This window comes from Amycolatopsis sp. cmx-8-4 (assembly GCF_046548675.1).
Lineage (GTDB): Bacteria > Actinomycetota > Actinomycetes > Mycobacteriales > Pseudonocardiaceae > Amycolatopsis.
Map to the genome: position 1 here is coordinate 1 of NZ_JAEBDZ010000038.1, position 15,343 is coordinate 15,343.

At 72.6% G+C, this 15,343-nt stretch carries 19 protein-coding genes; 7 read left to right on the forward strand and 12 right to left on the reverse strand.

Annotated features, from left to right (window positions below; translation table 11 throughout):
* Nucleotides 1-86: 86 nt before the first annotated feature.
* The 3 genes from ACLJQZ_RS42660 to ACLJQZ_RS42670 form a co-directional block, all read right to left on the reverse strand.
* Nucleotides 87-653 carry a GNAT family N-acetyltransferase gene (locus tag ACLJQZ_RS42660; protein ID WP_410626776.1) on the reverse strand — a complete coding sequence of 189 codons (567 nt, stop codon included), beginning with the start codon at nt 651-653 and terminating at the stop codon, nt 87-89.
* A gap of 41 nt (nt 654-694) precedes the next feature.
* The gene (locus ACLJQZ_RS42665) at nt 695-952 is read right to left on the reverse strand and encodes a hypothetical protein (protein ID WP_247055854.1); all 258 of its coding nucleotides are present in this window, start codon (nt 950-952) and stop codon (nt 695-697) included.
* A gap of 127 nt (nt 953-1,079) precedes the next feature.
* Nucleotides 1,080-1,535, reverse strand: a complete 456-nt coding sequence (locus ACLJQZ_RS42670; RefSeq protein ID WP_410626903.1) for an Lrp/AsnC family transcriptional regulator — start codon at nt 1,533-1,535, stop codon at nt 1,080-1,082.
* A gap of 80 nt (nt 1,536-1,615) precedes the next feature.
* Here ACLJQZ_RS42670 and ACLJQZ_RS42675 point away from each other — a divergent pair, with 80 nt between their 5' ends.
* Nucleotides 1,616-2,635, forward strand: a complete 1,020-nt coding sequence (locus tag ACLJQZ_RS42675; RefSeq protein ID WP_410626777.1) for a Glu/Leu/Phe/Val dehydrogenase dimerization domain-containing protein — start codon at nt 1,616-1,618, stop codon at nt 2,633-2,635.
* Between the two features lie 153 nt (nt 2,636-2,788).
* Here ACLJQZ_RS42675 and ACLJQZ_RS42680 read toward each other — a convergent pair whose 3' ends face one another.
* Entirely contained in the window at nt 2,789-3,598 is an 810-nt protein-coding gene (locus tag ACLJQZ_RS42680) for a PHP domain-containing protein (RefSeq protein WP_410626779.1), read from the reverse strand.
* Nucleotides 3,599-3,635: 37 nt separating this feature from the next.
* Between ACLJQZ_RS42680 and ACLJQZ_RS42685 the strand changes: the two genes are divergently transcribed.
* Entirely contained in the window at nt 3,636-6,383 is a 2,748-nt protein-coding gene (locus ACLJQZ_RS42685) for an FAD-binding and (Fe-S)-binding domain-containing protein (RefSeq protein WP_410626780.1), read from the forward strand.
* 42 nt (nt 6,384-6,425) lie between these two features.
* Here the strand turns inward: ACLJQZ_RS42685 and ACLJQZ_RS42690 are convergent, their stop codons facing one another.
* From ACLJQZ_RS42690 to ACLJQZ_RS42705, 4 genes are read right to left on the reverse strand one after another with little or no spacing between them, the layout of a single operon-like run.
* Nucleotides 6,426-6,989, reverse strand: coding sequence for a TetR family transcriptional regulator (locus tag ACLJQZ_RS42690; protein ID WP_410626782.1), 564 nt, complete (start codon nt 6,987-6,989; stop codon nt 6,426-6,428).
* A 42-nt stretch (nt 6,990-7,031) separates the two neighbouring features.
* Nucleotides 7,032-7,229, reverse strand: coding sequence for a ferredoxin (locus tag ACLJQZ_RS42695; RefSeq protein WP_410626784.1), 198 nt, complete (start codon nt 7,227-7,229; stop codon nt 7,032-7,034).
* Between the two features lie 10 nt (nt 7,230-7,239).
* Entirely contained in the window at nt 7,240-8,454 is a 1,215-nt protein-coding gene (locus tag ACLJQZ_RS42700) for a cytochrome P450 (RefSeq protein WP_410626786.1), read from the reverse strand.
* A complete protein-coding gene (locus tag ACLJQZ_RS42705) occupies nt 8,451-8,954 on the reverse strand; it encodes a PadR family transcriptional regulator (protein ID WP_410626788.1) in 504 nt (167 codons plus the stop codon). The genes ACLJQZ_RS42700 and ACLJQZ_RS42705 overlap by 4 nt, the downstream gene beginning before the upstream one ends.
* 109 nt (nt 8,955-9,063) lie before the next feature.
* On the opposite strand from ACLJQZ_RS42705, the gene ACLJQZ_RS42710 reads away from it, so the two are divergent.
* The 3 genes from ACLJQZ_RS42710 (at nt 9,064) to ACLJQZ_RS42720 (ending at nt 10,949) form a co-directional block, all read left to right on the forward strand.
* Nucleotides 9,064-9,420: a VOC family protein gene (locus tag ACLJQZ_RS42710; protein ID WP_410626790.1), complete on the forward strand. Its 357-nt coding sequence runs from the start codon at nt 9,064-9,066 to the stop codon at nt 9,418-9,420.
* Nucleotides 9,421-9,528: 108 nt separating this feature from the next.
* Nucleotides 9,529-10,719 (forward strand): cytochrome P450, encoded by a 1,191-nt coding sequence (locus ACLJQZ_RS42715; RefSeq protein WP_410626792.1) that lies wholly within the window; start codon nt 9,529-9,531, stop codon nt 10,717-10,719.
* A 14-nt stretch (nt 10,720-10,733) separates the two neighbouring features.
* Nucleotides 10,734-10,949: a ferredoxin gene (locus ACLJQZ_RS42720; RefSeq protein WP_247055834.1), complete on the forward strand. Its 216-nt coding sequence runs from the start codon at nt 10,734-10,736 to the stop codon at nt 10,947-10,949.
* Here ACLJQZ_RS42720 and mtnA read toward each other — a convergent pair.
* A complete protein-coding gene (gene mtnA, locus ACLJQZ_RS42725; protein ID WP_410626794.1) occupies nt 10,946-11,911 on the reverse strand; it encodes an S-methyl-5-thioribose-1-phosphate isomerase in 966 nt (321 codons plus the stop codon). The genes ACLJQZ_RS42720 and mtnA overlap by 4 nt on opposite strands.
* A 36-nt stretch (nt 11,912-11,947) precedes the next feature.
* Here mtnA and ACLJQZ_RS42730 point away from each other — a divergent pair, with 36 nt between their 5' ends.
* Complete coding sequence (locus ACLJQZ_RS42730) at nt 11,948-12,355, forward strand: RidA family protein (RefSeq protein ID WP_410626905.1); 408 nt, start codon at nt 11,948-11,950, stop codon at nt 12,353-12,355.
* A 165-nt stretch (nt 12,356-12,520) separates the two neighbouring features.
* Here the strand turns inward: ACLJQZ_RS42730 and ACLJQZ_RS42735 are convergent, their stop codons facing one another.
* Nucleotides 12,521-13,315: a PIG-L family deacetylase gene (locus tag ACLJQZ_RS42735; RefSeq protein WP_410626796.1), complete on the reverse strand. Its 795-nt coding sequence runs from the start codon at nt 13,313-13,315 to the stop codon at nt 12,521-12,523.
* A 60-nt stretch (nt 13,316-13,375) separates the two neighbouring features.
* Between ACLJQZ_RS42735 and ACLJQZ_RS42740 the strand changes: the two genes are divergently transcribed.
* Entirely contained in the window at nt 13,376-13,858 is a 483-nt protein-coding gene (locus tag ACLJQZ_RS42740; RefSeq protein WP_410626798.1) for a DinB family protein, read from the forward strand.
* Here ACLJQZ_RS42740 and ACLJQZ_RS42745 read toward each other — a convergent pair.
* Together ACLJQZ_RS42745 and ACLJQZ_RS42750 are read right to left on the reverse strand one after the other, a co-directional pair.
* A complete protein-coding gene (locus ACLJQZ_RS42745) occupies nt 13,855-14,655 on the reverse strand; it encodes an Fpg/Nei family DNA glycosylase (protein ID WP_410626800.1) in 801 nt (266 codons plus the stop codon). The genes ACLJQZ_RS42740 and ACLJQZ_RS42745 overlap by 4 nt on opposite strands.
* A 20-nt stretch (nt 14,656-14,675) precedes the next feature.
* Nucleotides 14,676-15,317, reverse strand: a complete 642-nt coding sequence (locus ACLJQZ_RS42750; RefSeq protein ID WP_410626802.1) for a TetR/AcrR family transcriptional regulator — start codon at nt 15,315-15,317, stop codon at nt 14,676-14,678.
* Nucleotides 15,318-15,343 lie beyond the last annotated feature (26 nt).

Genomic DNA, 15,343 nt, shown 5'->3' on the forward strand with positions numbered 1-15,343 from the left:
CGGATCTACGAGTTCGAGGTCCACGGCTGAGCCTTCTGCCGCAGCTCGTCGTGAGTGTTCAGGGCGGTTCTAACCGCCCTGAACACTCACGACCGCGACCCCCACTGCTCGCGCGTGATCGCGTACTCGACTTCGCCGTGTTCCGCACCCGGGGCGAGGTCGTGCTCCGGGAACTCGTCGAAGTACGTGCGGATGAACGTCATCCCCAGCTTTTCCATGACGCGCCGCGAGCGCTGGTTCACCGTCATGGTGAACGCCGTGACGCGCTTGACCCCCAGGTCGTCGAAGCCTTTCGCGAGCAGCGCCATCGAGCCTTCGGTGCCGTAGCCCTTGCCCCAGGCCGCTCGGTGCAGCCGGTAGCCCAGTTCGGGTTCGTCGGGCGGGTCCGCCGGCCGCGGGCGGAAGTGGAACCAGCCCAGGAAATCGCCCGTGCTCTTCTCGATCGCGGCCCAGAACCCGTAACCGGGGAACCGCTCGTAGTAGCCGAGGAACGCGGGGAGGTCGAGGGTGACGATCTCCGTGCGATCCGCGGGCCGGCCCCCGTTGAGGTACTTCATCACCGCGGCGTCGTCGTAGAGGTCGAACAGCGCGTCGGCGTCGCTCTCGGTGAACCGGCGCAGGATCAGCCGCTCGGTCTCGAGGAATACGTGCATTCGGGCGATGCTGGCAGGGCCCCCACTGCGCGGCAACGCAATTACGCGGCGGTCGCGAAGACCTCACCCAGTGCTTGCGAACCGGCTTCGGTGAGTAGTGCCGGGACGCGCTGGCCGCACTTGCCCGGGCGGGCCGGCGCGATCAGGCCCAGGCGGGCGAGCCGGTGCACGGTGGACTGGTCGCAGCAGCTCAGGCCGTCGATGAAGAGGTCGGGCTCGCAGCTGCAGCTGATTTCGGCGTGACCCTCGGCCACGGCTCTCAGTGTGGCCCGCTCACGATGGTTCAACGTGGTGATCATGGCGGTGCCTCCTTCCGTCGTCAATCATTAGACGCTTCACCACCGGCAGTTTCCCCTCTCAGCGTGCGAATCCGGGTATTCAGGGGGTGTATTCAGGGGTGATGCGCAGTCTTCGTCCGGGTACCCCTTAGGCCAGTGGTTCCAACGTCGTCTTGCGCAGGTGCCGGAAAATGATCGAAGTGCGGAAGCCGACGATCTCCCGGCGGATCGCGAGGCGGTCGGTGAGGAAGGCGTGCAGCCCGTCGATGTCGGGGGCGGTGACTTCGATCAGGAAATCGTCGCTGCCGGCGGTCACGTAGACCGAAAGCACCTCCGGCAGTTCGGCGATCGAACGCTGGAAGGTGTCGATGACGGCCCGGCTCAGCGGCCGCACCTGCGCCGCGACCAGGGCCCGGACGCCGCGGTTGAGGCTCGCGAGGTCGATGTCGGCGTGGTAGCCGCGGATGACGCCGCGCTCCCGCAGCAGCCGGATCCGTTCGAGGCACGTCGACGGCGCGATGCCGACCTTCCGGGCGATCTCGCGGTTGGTCTGCCGGGCGTCCTCCTGCAGCATGCGCACGATCGCCGAATCAAGTTCGTCCAGCACCGGGACCTCCCGTTGGTAACCGAATTTAGTTCGGCGACATGTCGATATCGCCGATGATCACTCTAACTTCAGTGCTCATGACCGCACATGAGCAGCTCATCGCCCGCCGTGGCCGCCGATCCGGCGTCACCACGATGGTGGCGATCCATTCGAGCGTCCTCGGCCCGGCCGTCGGCGGCTGCCGCCTCAAGGCCTATCCGAGCCTGACCGACGCCGTCGACGACGTCCTGCGCCTGTCGGCGGCGATGACCGCGAAGTGCGCGGTCGCCGGCCTCGGCTTCGGCGGCGCGAAGAGCGTCATCGCGCTGGAGCCCGGCCGGGTGCTCTCTCCGGCGGAACGGCGAGACGTCCTTTTGGACCACGCGGAGCTGATCGCCTCGTTCGACGGCGCGTACCTCGCGGGCCCGGACGTCGGCACCGGCCCGGCCGACATGCAGGTGCTGCGCGAGGTCTCGCCGCACGCGTTCTGCACACCCGAGTCCGCGGGCGGCACGGGCTCGTCCAGCGGCCCGACGGCGATCGGCGTCCTCGCCGCGCTGCGGGCGGCGTCGGGCACACGCTCGATGGCCGGCCGCCGGGTGGTGATCAGCGGCTACGGCGCGGTCGGGGCCCACCTGGCCGCGAGCCTGCGGGCCGCGGGTGCGTCGGTCGTCGTGTCGGACGTCGACCCGGCGAAGCGTGCCGAGGCTCGCGACTTCGAGTGGGTTCCGCCGGAGAAAGCGCTCACCCTGACGGCGGACGTCGTGATCCCGGCGGCGGTGGGCGGCGTGCTGAGCCCGGAGAGCGTGGCCCGGCTCGACACGCCGCTGGTGGTGGGCCCGGCGAACAACCAGCTGACCGACGACGCCGTCGCGGACGCGCTGGCCGCCCGGGGTGTGCTGTGGGTGCCGGACTACGTCGCGAGCGCGGGCGGGATCCTGTACACGCTCTCGCGGGAGGCGGAGGGCCAGGACCACGACGCGGCGCTGGCCCGCGTCGAGTCGATCGAAGGGACGGTCGAAGCCATCCTCGCGGCGGCGCGGTCCCACTCGACGACGCCGTTGCAGGAGGCGGCCGCGCTGGCCGAGCGCCGCCTCACCGCGCCCGGCTCTCGCTGAAGCCGGAGGTCGTGAGGGGCACCTTCAGGGCGGTAAGCGCCGTGAGGGGCACCTTCACGGCCGTGAAGTCGTGAGGGGCACCCTCAGGGACTTGAGCGCCCTGAGGGTGCCCCTCACGGCACGGCGGCCGGGGCGCGCGCGGCTCACCCAGGCTCAGGGGCGCAGGGCGGCCAGCACCTCGGGCGCCGTCGTGAAGTCGCCGAGGCGCACCGGCTTGCGGTCGCCGTGGAAGTCGCTCGAGCCCGTCGCCAGCAGCCCCAGCTCCGCCGCGACCTCTCGCAGCCGGCGTCCGACCTCCGGCGGTTGCTCCGGGTGGTCCGTCTCGACCCCGGTGAGGCCCGCCGCGGCCAACGTCGCCAGCTGAGTGTCCGACACCTCCGCCCGGCGCTTCGACGAGCGTGGGTGGGCCAGCACCGCCGTGCCGCCGGCCGCGCGGACCAGGGCGATCGCGGCCGCTGTGGGCAGGACGTGCTTCGGGACGTCCGCGCGGCCGCCGTCGGCGAGCCAGTCCGGCGTGAACGCGTCGGTCGTCACCCCCGAGGCCACCAGCGCCGCCGCGATGTGGGGGCGGCCCAAGGGGGCGCCAGCGGCGATCGTCTCCACCTGGGCCAGCGTGATCGGTGCGCCCAGCTCGCGGCAGCGGTCCACCATCCGGACCGCGCGGCGGGCGCGGTCGGTGCGGATCAGCTCCAGCTCGGCCGCCAGCGACGCGTCCGCCGGGTCGGCGAAGTAGCCGAGCAGGTGCACCTCGGCGTCGTCGAGGCGGCAGGAGATCTCGACGCCGGGCACCAGCTCGATCCCGGCTTCCGCGGCGGCGGGCGCCGCAAGAGCCAGGCCTGCGAACGTGTCGTGGTCGGTGAGCGCGACCACGGTCAGGCCCGCCCGGGCCGCCAGCCGGGGCAGGTCCGCGGGCGGGGTCGTGCCGTCCGAGGCCGTGCTGTGGGCGTGCAAGTCGATCGTCACACAGCGGATCGTGCCACCGATCGACTTGAATGGGGGCGTGGAGATCCTCACCGACACCGCCACGCTCGCGCTGTACACGACCGACGCCTCCAACTACCGCCACGTGCCCCGGGGCGTCGTGCTGCCGGAGACCGTCGACGACGTCGTCGCCGCGGTCGCCGCCGCCCGCGCCCGGGACCTGCCGGTGATCGCCCGCGGCGGCGGCACCAGCGTCGCCGGGAACGCGTGCGGGCCCGGGCTGGTGATCGACACCTCGCGCCACGTCGGCGGGGTGCTCTCGCTCGACCCGCAGACGCGGCTCGCGCGGGTGCTGCCCGGGACCGTGCTGGACGACCTGCAAGCCGTCGCGGCGCCGCACGGACTGCGGTTCGGCCCGGACCCCTCGACGCACAGCCGCTGCACGATCGGCGGGATGATCGGCAACAACGCGTGCGGCTCGCACTCGGTGGCGTGGGGCCGCACGGCCGACGTCGTGCGCTCGCTGGACGTCCTGCTCTACGACGGCACGCGGCTGCGGCTCGGCCCGGACGAGCCTGCCGAAGGCCGGATCTTCGACGAGCTGCGCGCGCTGGTGCGGGACAACCTGGCCTTGCTGCGCAAGGAACTTTCGCCGTGGCCGCGGCGCGTCTCCGGCTACGGCCTGGAGCACCTGTTGCCCGAGAACGGCTTCGACGTCGCCAAGGCGCTGGTCGGCTCGGAAGGCACATGCGTCACGGTGCTGGAGGCGACGGTCGCGCTGGCCGAGCTGCCGCGGCACCGGGTGCTGGCCGTGCTGGGCTTCCCGTCCGACATCGCGGCGGCCGACGCGGTGCCGTCGATCCTGCCGTGGTCGCCGCTGACCGTCGAAGGCGTCGACGCCGAGCTGGTCGCGATGCTCCCCGGCCGCGGCAACGACCTGCCGCCGGGCGGCGCGTGGCTGTTCGTCGAGCTGGCCGGCGCGGACCCGGCCGAGGCCGCCGGACGCGCCCGCGCGCTGGCCGCGTCGCTGGAGCTGACCGGGTCCGTCGTGCTGGACGACCCGGTCGCGCAGCGCAAGCTGTGGCGGATCCGCGAGGAGGGCGCGGGCCTGGCGACCCGGCTCGCGGACGGCTCGGAGGCGTGGCCGGGCTGGGAGGACGCGGCCGTCCCGCCGGAGCGGCTCGGCGCGTACCTGCGCGAGTTCAAGGACCTCATGCGCGCGCACGGGCGCAAGAGCGTCGTCTACGGCCACTACGGCGAGGGCTGTCTGCACCTGCGGCTGGACTTCGATCTCCTGTCGCAGCAAGGGATCGCCGCGTTCCGGCGGTTCCTGGAGGAGGCCGCGGACCTCGTCGCGGCCCACGGCGGCTCCCTGTCCGGCGAACACGGCGACGGCCAGGCCCGGTCGGAGCTGCTGTCCCGGATGTACAGCCCGGATATGATGGCCGTCTTCGCGCGGTTCAAGGCGATCTTCGACCCGGCCGGGCGGATGAACCCCGGCATCATCGTCGAGCCGCGCAAGGTCGACGCGAACCTGCGCGTGCGCCCGGCGCCACTGTCCCTCGAGGACGTCACGGTGCTCGGCTACCCGGAGGACCGGGGGAGTTTCGGGCAGGCGATGCGCCGCTGCGTCGGCGTGGGGAAGTGCCGCAACACCAGCGGCGGCGGCGTCATGTGCCCGAGTTACCGCGCCACCCGTGAAGAGCAGCACTCGACGCGCGGGCGGGCGCACCTGCTCGCGGAGATGCTCAACGGCGAGGTCATCACGGACGGCTGGCGCTCCGCCGAGGTCCACGACGCGCTCGACTTGTGCTTGTCCTGCAAGGGCTGCCTGTCGGACTGCCCGGTGGACGTCGACATGGCGACGTACAAGGCGGAGTTCCTGCACCAGCACTACCGGCGGCGGCTGCGCCCGGCGGCGCACTACTCGATGGGCTGGCTGCCGCTGTGGCTGCGGGCCAGCGCGCGGGCGCCGCGGCTGGCCAACGCCGTCGGCCGCTCGCCGCGGCTGTCCGGCCTGCTGAAACGGCTGGGCGGGATCGCGCCGGAGCGCGCGCTGCCGGAGTTCGCGCGGAAGCCGTTCACGACGGCGCGGGCGGACCTGCGGCGCCGCGCGTCCGGCGACCGGAAAGTGGTGCTGTGGCCGGATTCGTTCAACAACTACCTGACGCCCTCGGTCCTCGACGCGGCCCACGAGGTGCTGACCGCGGCCGGCTACGACGTCGTGCTGCCCGGCCGCGGTGTCTGTTGTGGACTGACGTGGGTCTCGACCGGCCAGCTCGACGTCGCCCGCCGGGTGCTGCGCCGGACCCTGGACGTGCTGGCGCCCTACCTGGACGCGGGGTACGAGGTCGCCGGGCTGGAGCCGAGCTGCACGGCGCTGTTCCGCGGCGACCTGCCGGCCCTCCTGCCGGACGACGAGCGCGCGTCGCTGCTGGCGTCACGCACGGCCACCTTCGCGGAGCTGCTGGAGCGCGCCCCGATCCCGTTCGCGGCGCTGGACGTCGACGCGATCACCCAGGTCCACTGCCACCAGCACGCGGTCCTCGGCTTCACGGCCGACGAGTCGGCGATGGCGGCGGCGGGCGTCCGCAACACGACGCTCGACTCGGGATGTTGTGGCCTGGCGGGCAACTTCGGCTTCGAGCGCGGCCACTACGACGTCTCGAAGGCGGTGGCGGAGGACCGCATGCTCCCGGCGATCCGCGCGGCATCCCCCGAAACGGTGGTCGTCTCCGACGGCTTCAGCTGCCGGACGCAGATCGCCCAGGAGTCGGGCCGCCAAGCGGTGCACCTGGCGGAGTTGCTGCGGCGCGCGTTGCCCTGACGAGGCGGCACTTTCACGTGAAAGTGCCGCCTTGGTCGAGCGTTATTCGGTGCGCTCCAGCAAGGTCCGGGTGGCGGCCAGCACCAGACGGCAGATGTCTTCCGGGTCGGCGCTGGCCAGGGGTTCCTTCGCGGTGACCTCGCGGACCAGCCCGATGCCCAGCAGCCAGGCCAGCGCGAGATCGGCGCGCAGCTCGGCGTCCGGTGCGTCGGTCAGGCCCGCCAGCGTGCCGGCGTACTCGCGGCCCAGCTCCTGCCGCATCGCGGCCGCGGCGCTGTCGCTGCCCGGCGACCGCAGGTACGTCTCCAGCGTGCGGTTCCGCTCGCCGCCCGGCTCCAGCATGGCGCGCAAGGTCGCGCTGAACAGCCGTTCCGGCGCGTTCGAGGCGATCTGCTCACGCGTGTTCCGCGCGATGACCGCCTCGAACAACGCCTCTTTGCTGCCGAAGTAGCGGAAGAGCAGCGACTGGTTGGCGCCCGCTTCCTTCGCGATGTCCCGCACGGTGGTCCGGTCGAAACCCCGGTCGGCGAACAGGTCCGCGGCGGCGTCGAGCAGCGCCAGGCGCGTCGCGGCGGCGTCCCGCTTCCGGCCTGGCTGTTCGGTCACCGCTGAAGGTTAACCGGCAAACCGGACGCGGGTGCGGTGCGGTCAGGCGTCGGCGAGCCGGATCGCCGCGGCCGGGCAGGACAGCTCCGCCTGGCGCGCCGCGTCCCGCTCACCGGCCGGCGGTTCCTCCGCGAGGAGGACCACCGTGCCGTCGTCTTCGTTCTGGTCGAACGTCTCCGGCGCCAGCAGCACGCACTGGCCCGACGAGACGCACTTCCCGGTGTCGACGCTGATCTTCACGGGGTGCTCCTCACCAGGTGACGGGGACGCGGTCGACGCCGCCCGCGACGCGGTTCACGCGGACGGCGATGTCGTCGAGGCCGACGGCCAGGCGCATGTCCGGGAAGGCGCGGAAGAGGGCGGGGAAGACCGTCCGCAGCTCGGTGCGGGCCAGGTTGGCGCCGATGCAGACGTGCGCGCCGGTGCCGAAGGCGAGGTGGACGTTCGGGGTGCGGCCCGGGTCGAACTCGTCCGGGTCGGCGAACGCCGCGGCGTCGCGGTTGGCCGCGTCGCTGGAGATGAGCACGGCGTCGCCGCGCATGATCCGGGTCCCGGCGACCTCGACGTCCTCGTGCGCGTAGCGCAGCAGGCCGGTGCCGCTGGTGGCGGTCATCCGCAGGATCTCCTCGACGGTCTGGTTCACCTCGCCATCGGGATCGGCCACGAAGCGGTCGCGGCGGGCGGTGTCGGTGAGCAGGAACAGCACGCCCATCGCGATCCGGGTGGACGTCGTCTCGTGGCCGGCGAAGAGCAGCCCGGCGGCGAGCCGGGCGAGGTCGTCGTCGGTGAAGGCCGGGTCGTCGGCCTGGACCGCGACCATGTCGGAGATGACGTCCGGCTGCGGGTTCGAGCGCTTGGCGTCGGCCAGGCCGGTCATGTAGTCCTTGAACTCGGTCATCGCGGCCTGCGCGTCGGCGCCGCCGTCCATCACCGCGATCCGCTCCGACAGGTTTCGGAAGTGCTCGCGGTCGTCGAACGGGACGCCGAGCAGCTCGCAGATCACCAGCACGGGCAAGGGGAACGCGAGCAGCTCGGTCAGGTTGACCGGCTCGCCGGGGTGGGCGTCGTGCGCCGCCCGCATGTCGTCGAGGCAACGGGTGGTCAGCTCCTCGATCCGGTCGCCGAGGGCGCGCATCCGCGGCGCGGAGAACGCGGGCGCCAGCATCCGGCGCATCCGCTTGTGCTCCTGCTCTTCGGTGTCGAAGTCGCCGCTCGGGCCGTCCTGGATCGCGGCGTGGGAGATGCGCGACGCCTGCTCGGGCGCCGGGTGCGACCGGCCGAAACGCTTGTCGCGGAACACTTCCTTGGCTTCCTCGAACGACGTCACCAGCCACGCCGGGTCGCCGGCGGGGGTGAGCACCCGGCTGACCGGGGCCTGCCGCCGGAGCGCTTCGTAGTCCGGCGCGATCGCGAGCGCGTTGGCGCGGGCGAAGGGCAGCCGAGGGGTCTCTTCGGTGGTGGTCATGAAACCGCTCCTCGTTTCAGTTCGGCGAGCCAGGCGCGTTCGGTGTCGAACTGCTCGCAGACGTGCTGCATGGTCGCCCGGCTCCACGGATCGGCCTGCTCGGCGAGCAGCCGGGTCAGCCGGTCGCGCTCGGCCGCGAGCCCGCGGTCGCGGACGTCGATGACGCGGCTCCGCTCGCCTTCGCGCAGCCAGCCGAAGTTCCCCACCCTGGCGAGGAACTCGGCTTCGTTGAGCGCGAGGTCGTCCGGGAAGTCGGCGAGCATGTCGTGCAGCAGCTCCCGCCCGACGTCGGTGACGGTGTAGACGTGCCGCGGCGGTTTGGCCTCCTGTTCCTCCGCGCTGCGGCTCACCGCGCCGGCGTCGACGAAGCGCCGCAGCGTCGGGTACAGCGAGTTGTTCGACAAGGTGTGGCCGGTCGAGGCCTCCACGGCCTTGCGCAGCTCGTAACCGTGCATCGGCTCGCGGGCCAGTCTCGACAGCAGCAGGATCTCGATCCACACCTAGGTCACCGTAACCTAGGTTTCCGTGACTCGGCAATGGCTCGTGGTGACAACCGGCCGGAAACTTTCCGTCGTCCGGGGCGGCGCCGCGACCTGGCAGGATCGCGGCATGGAACGTGTGACCGGCATCGGTGGGTACTTCCTCCGCGCGGCGGATCCGGCGGCGCTCGGCGCCTGGTACCGGGAGAAGCTCGGCCTCGACACCGACGAGCACGGAGCCTGGCAGCAGGAGGCGGGCACCACGGTCTTCGCGCCGTTCGAGGCGGACACCGACTACTTCGGCGCGCGCTCCCAGCACACGATGCTCAACTTCCGGGTCCGCGACCTCGACGCCATGCTGGCGCAGCTGCGCGACCTCGGCGCCGACGTCGCGGCCGAGGCCCAGGAGTTCGACGGCGTCGGCAAGTTCGGCTGGGTCACCGACCCCGAGGGCAACCGCGTCGAACTCTGGCAGCCCGCCGGCTGAGCCGCCCGCGGTGTACGCAGCGTGGTCGCCGGAACGCTCGACGTGAGCCCCGAAGCTGTGTAGCGTTTGCAAGCGGTTGCTTACAAACGAGACCACGGGGGTTCCCGCATGACCACCACGCACACCGCGGCGCTCGCGTACCCGTTCAACGAGGAGGCCGGGCTCGACCTGAACGAGGCCTACGCCGCCGCCCGTGACGCGGACGGCATGGTGCGGGTCAAGATGACCTACGGCGAGCCCGCCTGGCTGGCCACGCGCTACGCCGACGCCCGGCTCGTGCTGGGGGACCGCCGCTTCTCACGGGCGATGGAGAAGGAGAAGGACGCTCCTCGCCGCTCGCCCGTGCAGCGCGACGGCGGCATCCTGCAGATGGACCCGCCCGACCACACGCGGCTGCGGACGCTCGTCGCGAAGGCGTTCACCATGCGCCGCGTCGAGCTGCTCCGGCCGCGCGTCGCCCGGCTCGCGGCCGAGCTGATCGCCGACATGAAGGCCGCCGGGGCGACCGCGGACCTCGTCGACGCCTACGCGCTGCCGATCCCGGTCGCCGTGATCTGCGAGCTGCTCGGCGTCCCGGTCGCGGACCGGCCGAAGTTCCGCGTCTGGAGCGACGCCGCGCTGTCCACCAGCGGGCTGACGCCCGAGGAGTTCGAGCGCAACCGCGAGGAGCTGCGCGACTACATGCGCGGCCTGATCGCCGAACACCGCTCGGCGCCGCAGGACGACCTGATGACGGCGTTGATCGAGGCCCGCGACACCCGCGACCGGCTGACCGAGCTGGAGCTGGTGGACCTGTGCGTCGGCATCCTCGTCGCCGGCCACGAGACCACCGCGAGCCAGATCCCCAACTTCGTCTACGCGCTGCTGGACCAGCCCGGGCAGTGGAAGCGGTTGCGGGAGGACCCGGACCTGATCCCGGCCGCGGTCGAGGAGCTGCTGCGGTTCGTGCCGCTGGGCGCCGGCGCCGGGTTCGCGCGCTACGCCACCGAGGACATCGAGGTCGGCGGCGTGCTCGTGCGGGCGGGCGAGCCGGTGCTGGTGGCGGTCGGCGCGGCCAACCGCGACCGCCTGCAGTTCGACGACGCGGACCGGCTGCGCTTCGACCGCGGCGACAACCACCACCTCGGCTTCGGTCACGGCGTCCACCACTGCCTCGGCGCGCCGCTCGCGCGCCTCGAGCTGCAGGAGGCGCTCCGCGCGTTGGTCACCGAGCTGCCCGGGCTGCACCTCGCGGGCGATATCGTGTGGAAGACGCAGATGCTCGTCCGCGGACCGCGGTCGATGCCGATCGGCTGGTGATTCGGAAGGTGACCATGAGCTGGCACGTGGAGGTCGACGAACACACCTGCATCGGATCGGGGATGTGCGCGTCCCTGATGCCCGAGGTGTTCGCCCTGGACGGTGCCGTCGCGCGCACGGTCACGAGCGAGGTCGACGCGGACGAGACGGTGCTCGACGCCGCCGACTCGTGCCCGGCGATGGCGATCCTGGTGACCGACGGCGGCCGCGAGATCGGCCCGCGTCCCTAGGGAACGTAGCGGCCGTTTTCGGTGACCACGGCGGTGATCAGTGCCGCCGGGGTGACGTCGAACGCGGGGTTGAACACCTCGGCGCCCGGCGGAGTGATGCCGGTACCGGCGTATTCGGTGAGCTCGCGGGCGTCGCGTTCCTCGATGGTGATGCCCGTGCCGTCCGCGAGTGAACTGTCCACTGTGGACGACGGCGCGACGACGACGAACGGCACTCCGTGGTGTGCGGCGGCGATGGCCAGGCCGTAGGTGCCGATCTTGTTGGCCACGTCGCCGTTCGCGGCGATCCGGTCGGCGCCGACGAGCACGCAGTCGACCATCCCGCGGGCCATCGCCGCGGCGGCCGCGCCGTCCGGCTGGACGCGGTAGGGCACGCCGGCCTGCGCCAGCTCCCACGCCGTCAGCCGGGCGCCCTGCAGCAGCGGGCGCGTCTCGTCGACGAGCACCTCCTCGACGAGCCCGCGCTCGTGCAGGTGCCAGACGACGCCGAGCGCGCTGCCCCACCCGACGGTCGCGAGCCGGCCGGCGTTGCAGTGGCTGAGCAGCCGCAGCGGCCGGCGCGGGCACGCGGCCAGCACGATCTCGGCGGCGTGCGCGGACGCCGTCCGGTTGAGTTCTTCGTCCTCGGTCAGCAGGGCTCGCGCTTCGGCGAGGACGGCGTCGGCCCCCTGGTCGAGCTTGGCCAGCGCGCGTTCTACCCCCCACCGCAGGTTGACGGCGGTGGGCCGGGCGGCCGCGACCAGCTCGGCGTCGGCCCGGACGTCGCCGCCGTGCTGGGCCGCGAGCGCGACGCCGAGCGCACCGGCACCGCCGAGCGCGGGCGCGCCGCGGACGGCGAGCCGCTTGATGGCGTCGACCAGCTCGCCGACCGTGCGCAGCTCCAGCAGCCGGTAGTCGCCGGGCAGCGCGGTCTGGTCGATGATGACGATCGCGCCGTCCGCCCAGTCGATGGTCCTGCGCACGCGCCCTCCCGAAATCCGGTTGCCCGCCCGGAGATGATGCGGGTCGTGACCATTCAACGGCAGAACCCGCCCGGCCTGCACGCGACGCCGGGCTACCACCACGTGACGGTGGCCGCGGCGGGCCGCACGGTGTACCTGGCGGGCCAGTGCCCGCTGGCCGCGGACGGCAAGGTCGTCGACGGAGACGTGCTGGCCCAGACCGATCAGGTGGTCGCCAACACCCTGGCCGCGCTGGCCTTCGCGGGCGCGACCCCGCAGGACGTGGTCCGCACGGTGATCTACGTGGTCACGGCCGACCGCGCGACGCTGTCGGCGGTCTGGGACCGCCTGACGGAGTCGCCGCTCGGCGCGGCCTTCACCACGGCGAGCACGTTGCTGGGGGTGGCGCAGCTCGGGTACCCGGACCAGCTGGTGGAACTGGACGTCACGGCGGCGCTCGCCTGAGCACGCCCGGCCTTCGGCGGGGCGGCCGAATGGCCTTCGGCCGCCCCGCTCGCTCAGCGCGATCCAGCGGACCCGGCTCCGTCCGAGCCGACTCCGTCCGAGCCGACTCAGCCCGAACCGGTCCGCTCGCCTGCGTCCGGCCCGCGATTCCCGGCCCTGCCGGGTTCAGAGTCCGGCCATCAGGTCCGTCTCCGTGATGCCCGGCCCCTGGCCCGCGCGGATGTACCACTCCGTGCCGAACGCGAAGGCGAACGCCTCGTCCGGCATGGCCAGCATGAACATGTCCTCGCTGATCTGGCTCGGGTGGGCGCGCATCGCCGCGCGCTTGGCGTCGACGTACTTCGAGACGTCCACCGCCGCCGTGATCTCGGCCTCGGGCTTGCCGAACTCGACGTTCTCCGGCGGGTTCGGCCGGGCCTCCGGCGGCATCAGGCCCTCCTCGACCGCCGCGTCGAAGCCGCGCTGCATGAACTCGCGGTTGAACGTCGCCTGGAAGACGCGGGGCGTGCCGGCCAGCTCGGCCGCGCGGACGCCGACGCGGTGGACCTGGATGTGGTCGGGGTGACCGTAATCGCCGTTGTCGTCGTAGACCGTCAGCACGCTCGCCGACTCCTCGCGCAGGATCGCCGCGAGCTGGACGGCGGCCGCTTCGACGTCGGCTTGCCAGAAGCACGCCGGATCGTCGTTCGTCGCTTCGCCCATCATCCCGGAGTCGCGGTAGCCGAGGAACTCGACGCGTTCCACGCCGAGGATCTTCGCGGCCGCGTGCGCCTCCTGGACGCGGCGGTCCTCGAGCTTTTCGCCCTCGGCGAGGAATCCGTCGGGTACTTCGCCGACCTCGCCGCGCGTCGCGACGACCAGCACGACGCGGTGGCCGTCCTCGACGGCCTTGCGCATGACGCCGGCGGTGCGCAGGCACTCGTCGTCGGGATGGGCGTGGAAGGTGACCAGTGTTGCCATGAAACCGACGCTACCGGCAACCCCCGACAAATTCCGCGCGGACCGCTAAGGTCCGCGGTCGTGGACGGCGAGAAGCGCATGCTGCTGAGGTACCTGCACGCCCAGCGGGCCGCCGTCCTGGCGATCCTCGACGGACTGGGGGAGCCCGCGCTGACGACCCCGGTCCTGCCGTCCGGCTGGACCCCGCTGGGCATGGTGGAGCACCTCGGGTACGCCGAGCGGTTCTGGTTCCAGGAGATCGTCACCGGCACCGCCGGCCCGGTCGCCTGGCCGGACGACGACCACGCGCCGCTGACCACCCCGCGTGCCCCGGACGTCGTTTTCGCCTTCTACCGCGAACAATGCCGCCGGTCCGACGAGATCTTCGCCGCGACGCCGCTCGACACGCCGTCGAAGGGACGGTTTCCCGACCTGCCCGAGGCGGAGATCGCCGACCTGCGCGGGGTCGTGCTGCACGTGATCGAGGAGACGGCCCGGCACGCCGGCCAGCTGGACGTCGTGCGCGAGCTGATCGACGGCCGCACCGGGCTCGGTCCGCGTTAGTTCAGCTGTTCCTTCGAGCACCACCAGGTCGACCGGCCGCCGACCGTGCCGTGCGCCATCTCCGCGCCGCAGCGGGGGCAGTGGTCGCCGGCGCGGCGGTGCCCGATGATCTCGCCGGTGTGCACCCCGCCGTGCTTGATCGCGGCGCGCAACGCCTTCTTCAGTGCCTTGTGGAGCTCGGTGAGCTCGTCGCCGGTCAGGCCGTCCACCGGCCGCGACGGGCTCAGCGCGGCCTGCCACAGGGTTTCGTCGGCCAGCAGGTTGCCGATCCCGGCCACCACGGACTGGTCGAGCAGCCGTGCCTTCAGCGGCGCCCGGCCGCGGCCGACGCGCTCCCGGAAGTCCGCCCGTGAGATCTCGCCGGCGTCGGGGCCCAGCGCGTCGAGATCGGGGTCGAGCCGCACCCGGCCCAGCCGTCGCGTGTCGAACAGGAGCAGCTGTTCGCCGTCGGTGAAGGTGATCCCGAACCGGAACCACTCGGGTTTCTCCACGCGGCCGCTGAGCTGCTCCGGGCCGAGCGGCCCGCGCTCGTCGCCGAGCCGCAGCTGGCCGGCCATCCCCAGGTGCAGGCCGAGGTTCGGGCCCGGCTGCCCGTCGCCGCCCTCGGTTTCGCACCACAGTGTCTTGCCGCGCCGGCGCGCGGCGGTCAGCCGCCCGCCGGTCAGCGCGGCGGCGATCTCGCCGGGCGGGTGCGGGCGGCAGACCCAGTCGTCGTGGTCGTCGACGTCACGGATCTTGCGGCCGAGCGCGCCGATGAGGACCTGACGGGCGAGCTCGACCTCGGGGAGTTCCGGCACGCCGCCCAGTCTGCCTCAGCTCAGCCGGGTCGGCCGAGCCACTCGTCCAGCAAGGTGCGTTCGGCGGCGGTCAGCTTCGACAGTCCCGGCACGACGGCGCCGGGCGCCGGTGCGTCGCCGAGGATCGCGTGCAGCACGGCCTGGTAAATGGTGTCGGCGAGCCCGGGCTCCCGGTCGTCCGGCGGCACGGCCAGCAGCGTGAGCACGGCGCCGGTGCCGGCGGCGTGGATCACCTCGACGGCACGGCGTTCGGTGACCCGCAGGCGCCCGGTCGCCGCGACGCGCCGGACGCGGGCGCGCAGGACCTCCAGCCCGGCGGCCGCGGCGCCGCCGGACGTCCGCCGCGGGTCGATCAGCAGGCCGAACAACGCCGCGTTGGCGAGGCCGAAGGCGATGTGCGCGTCCCAGCCGGCGCGCAGGTCGGCTACGGGATCGGCCGTCTCGTCGATTTTCTTCCCGGTGACGTAGGTGCTGAAGACGTGCTCGGCGACGACGTCGAGCAGGGCGTCCTTGTCCGCGAAGAACCGGTAGATGGCCGGCGGTTGCAGGCCGGCCGCCTGCGCGACGGCGCGGATCGTGACCGCGGCCACGCCCTGTTCGCGCAGGAGCCGCGCCGCGACCTCGACGATGTTCGTGCGCGTCTCGCCCCGGACCGTCCTCATGGTTTCGATGATAACGCATCTGTGGT

Excerpts from the sequence above, each read along its gene's own strand:
- ACLJQZ_RS42700 (WP_410626786.1), bottom strand. The coding sequence starts at position 8,454 with ATGACCACCACCGAAGAGACCCCTCGGCTGCCCTTCGCCCGCGCCAAC.
- ACLJQZ_RS42730 (WP_410626905.1), top strand. The coding sequence starts at position 11,948 with ATGCGGGTCGTGACCATTCAACGGCAGAACCCGCCCGGCCTGCACGCG.
- ACLJQZ_RS42715 (WP_410626792.1), top strand. The coding sequence starts at position 9,529 with ATGACCACCACGCACACCGCGGCGCTCGCGTACCCGTTCAACGAGGAG.
- ACLJQZ_RS42750 (WP_410626802.1), bottom strand. The coding sequence starts at position 15,317 with ATGAGGACGGTCCGGGGCGAGACGCGCACGAACATCGTCGAGGTCGCG.
- ACLJQZ_RS42675 (WP_410626777.1), top strand. The coding sequence starts at position 1,616 with ATGACCGCACATGAGCAGCTCATCGCCCGCCGTGGCCGCCGATCCGGC.
- ACLJQZ_RS42735 (WP_410626796.1), bottom strand. The coding sequence starts at position 13,315 with ATGGCAACACTGGTCACCTTCCACGCCCATCCCGACGACGAGTGCCTG.
- ACLJQZ_RS42665 (WP_247055854.1), bottom strand. The coding sequence starts at position 952 with ATGATCACCACGTTGAACCATCGTGAGCGGGCCACACTGAGAGCCGTG.
- ACLJQZ_RS42720 (WP_247055834.1), top strand. The coding sequence starts at position 10,734 with ATGAGCTGGCACGTGGAGGTCGACGAACACACCTGCATCGGATCGGGG.
- ACLJQZ_RS42710 (WP_410626790.1), top strand. The coding sequence starts at position 9,064 with ATGGAACGTGTGACCGGCATCGGTGGGTACTTCCTCCGCGCGGCGGAT.
- ACLJQZ_RS42660 (WP_410626776.1), bottom strand. The coding sequence starts at position 653 with ATGCACGTATTCCTCGAGACCGAGCGGCTGATCCTGCGCCGGTTCACC.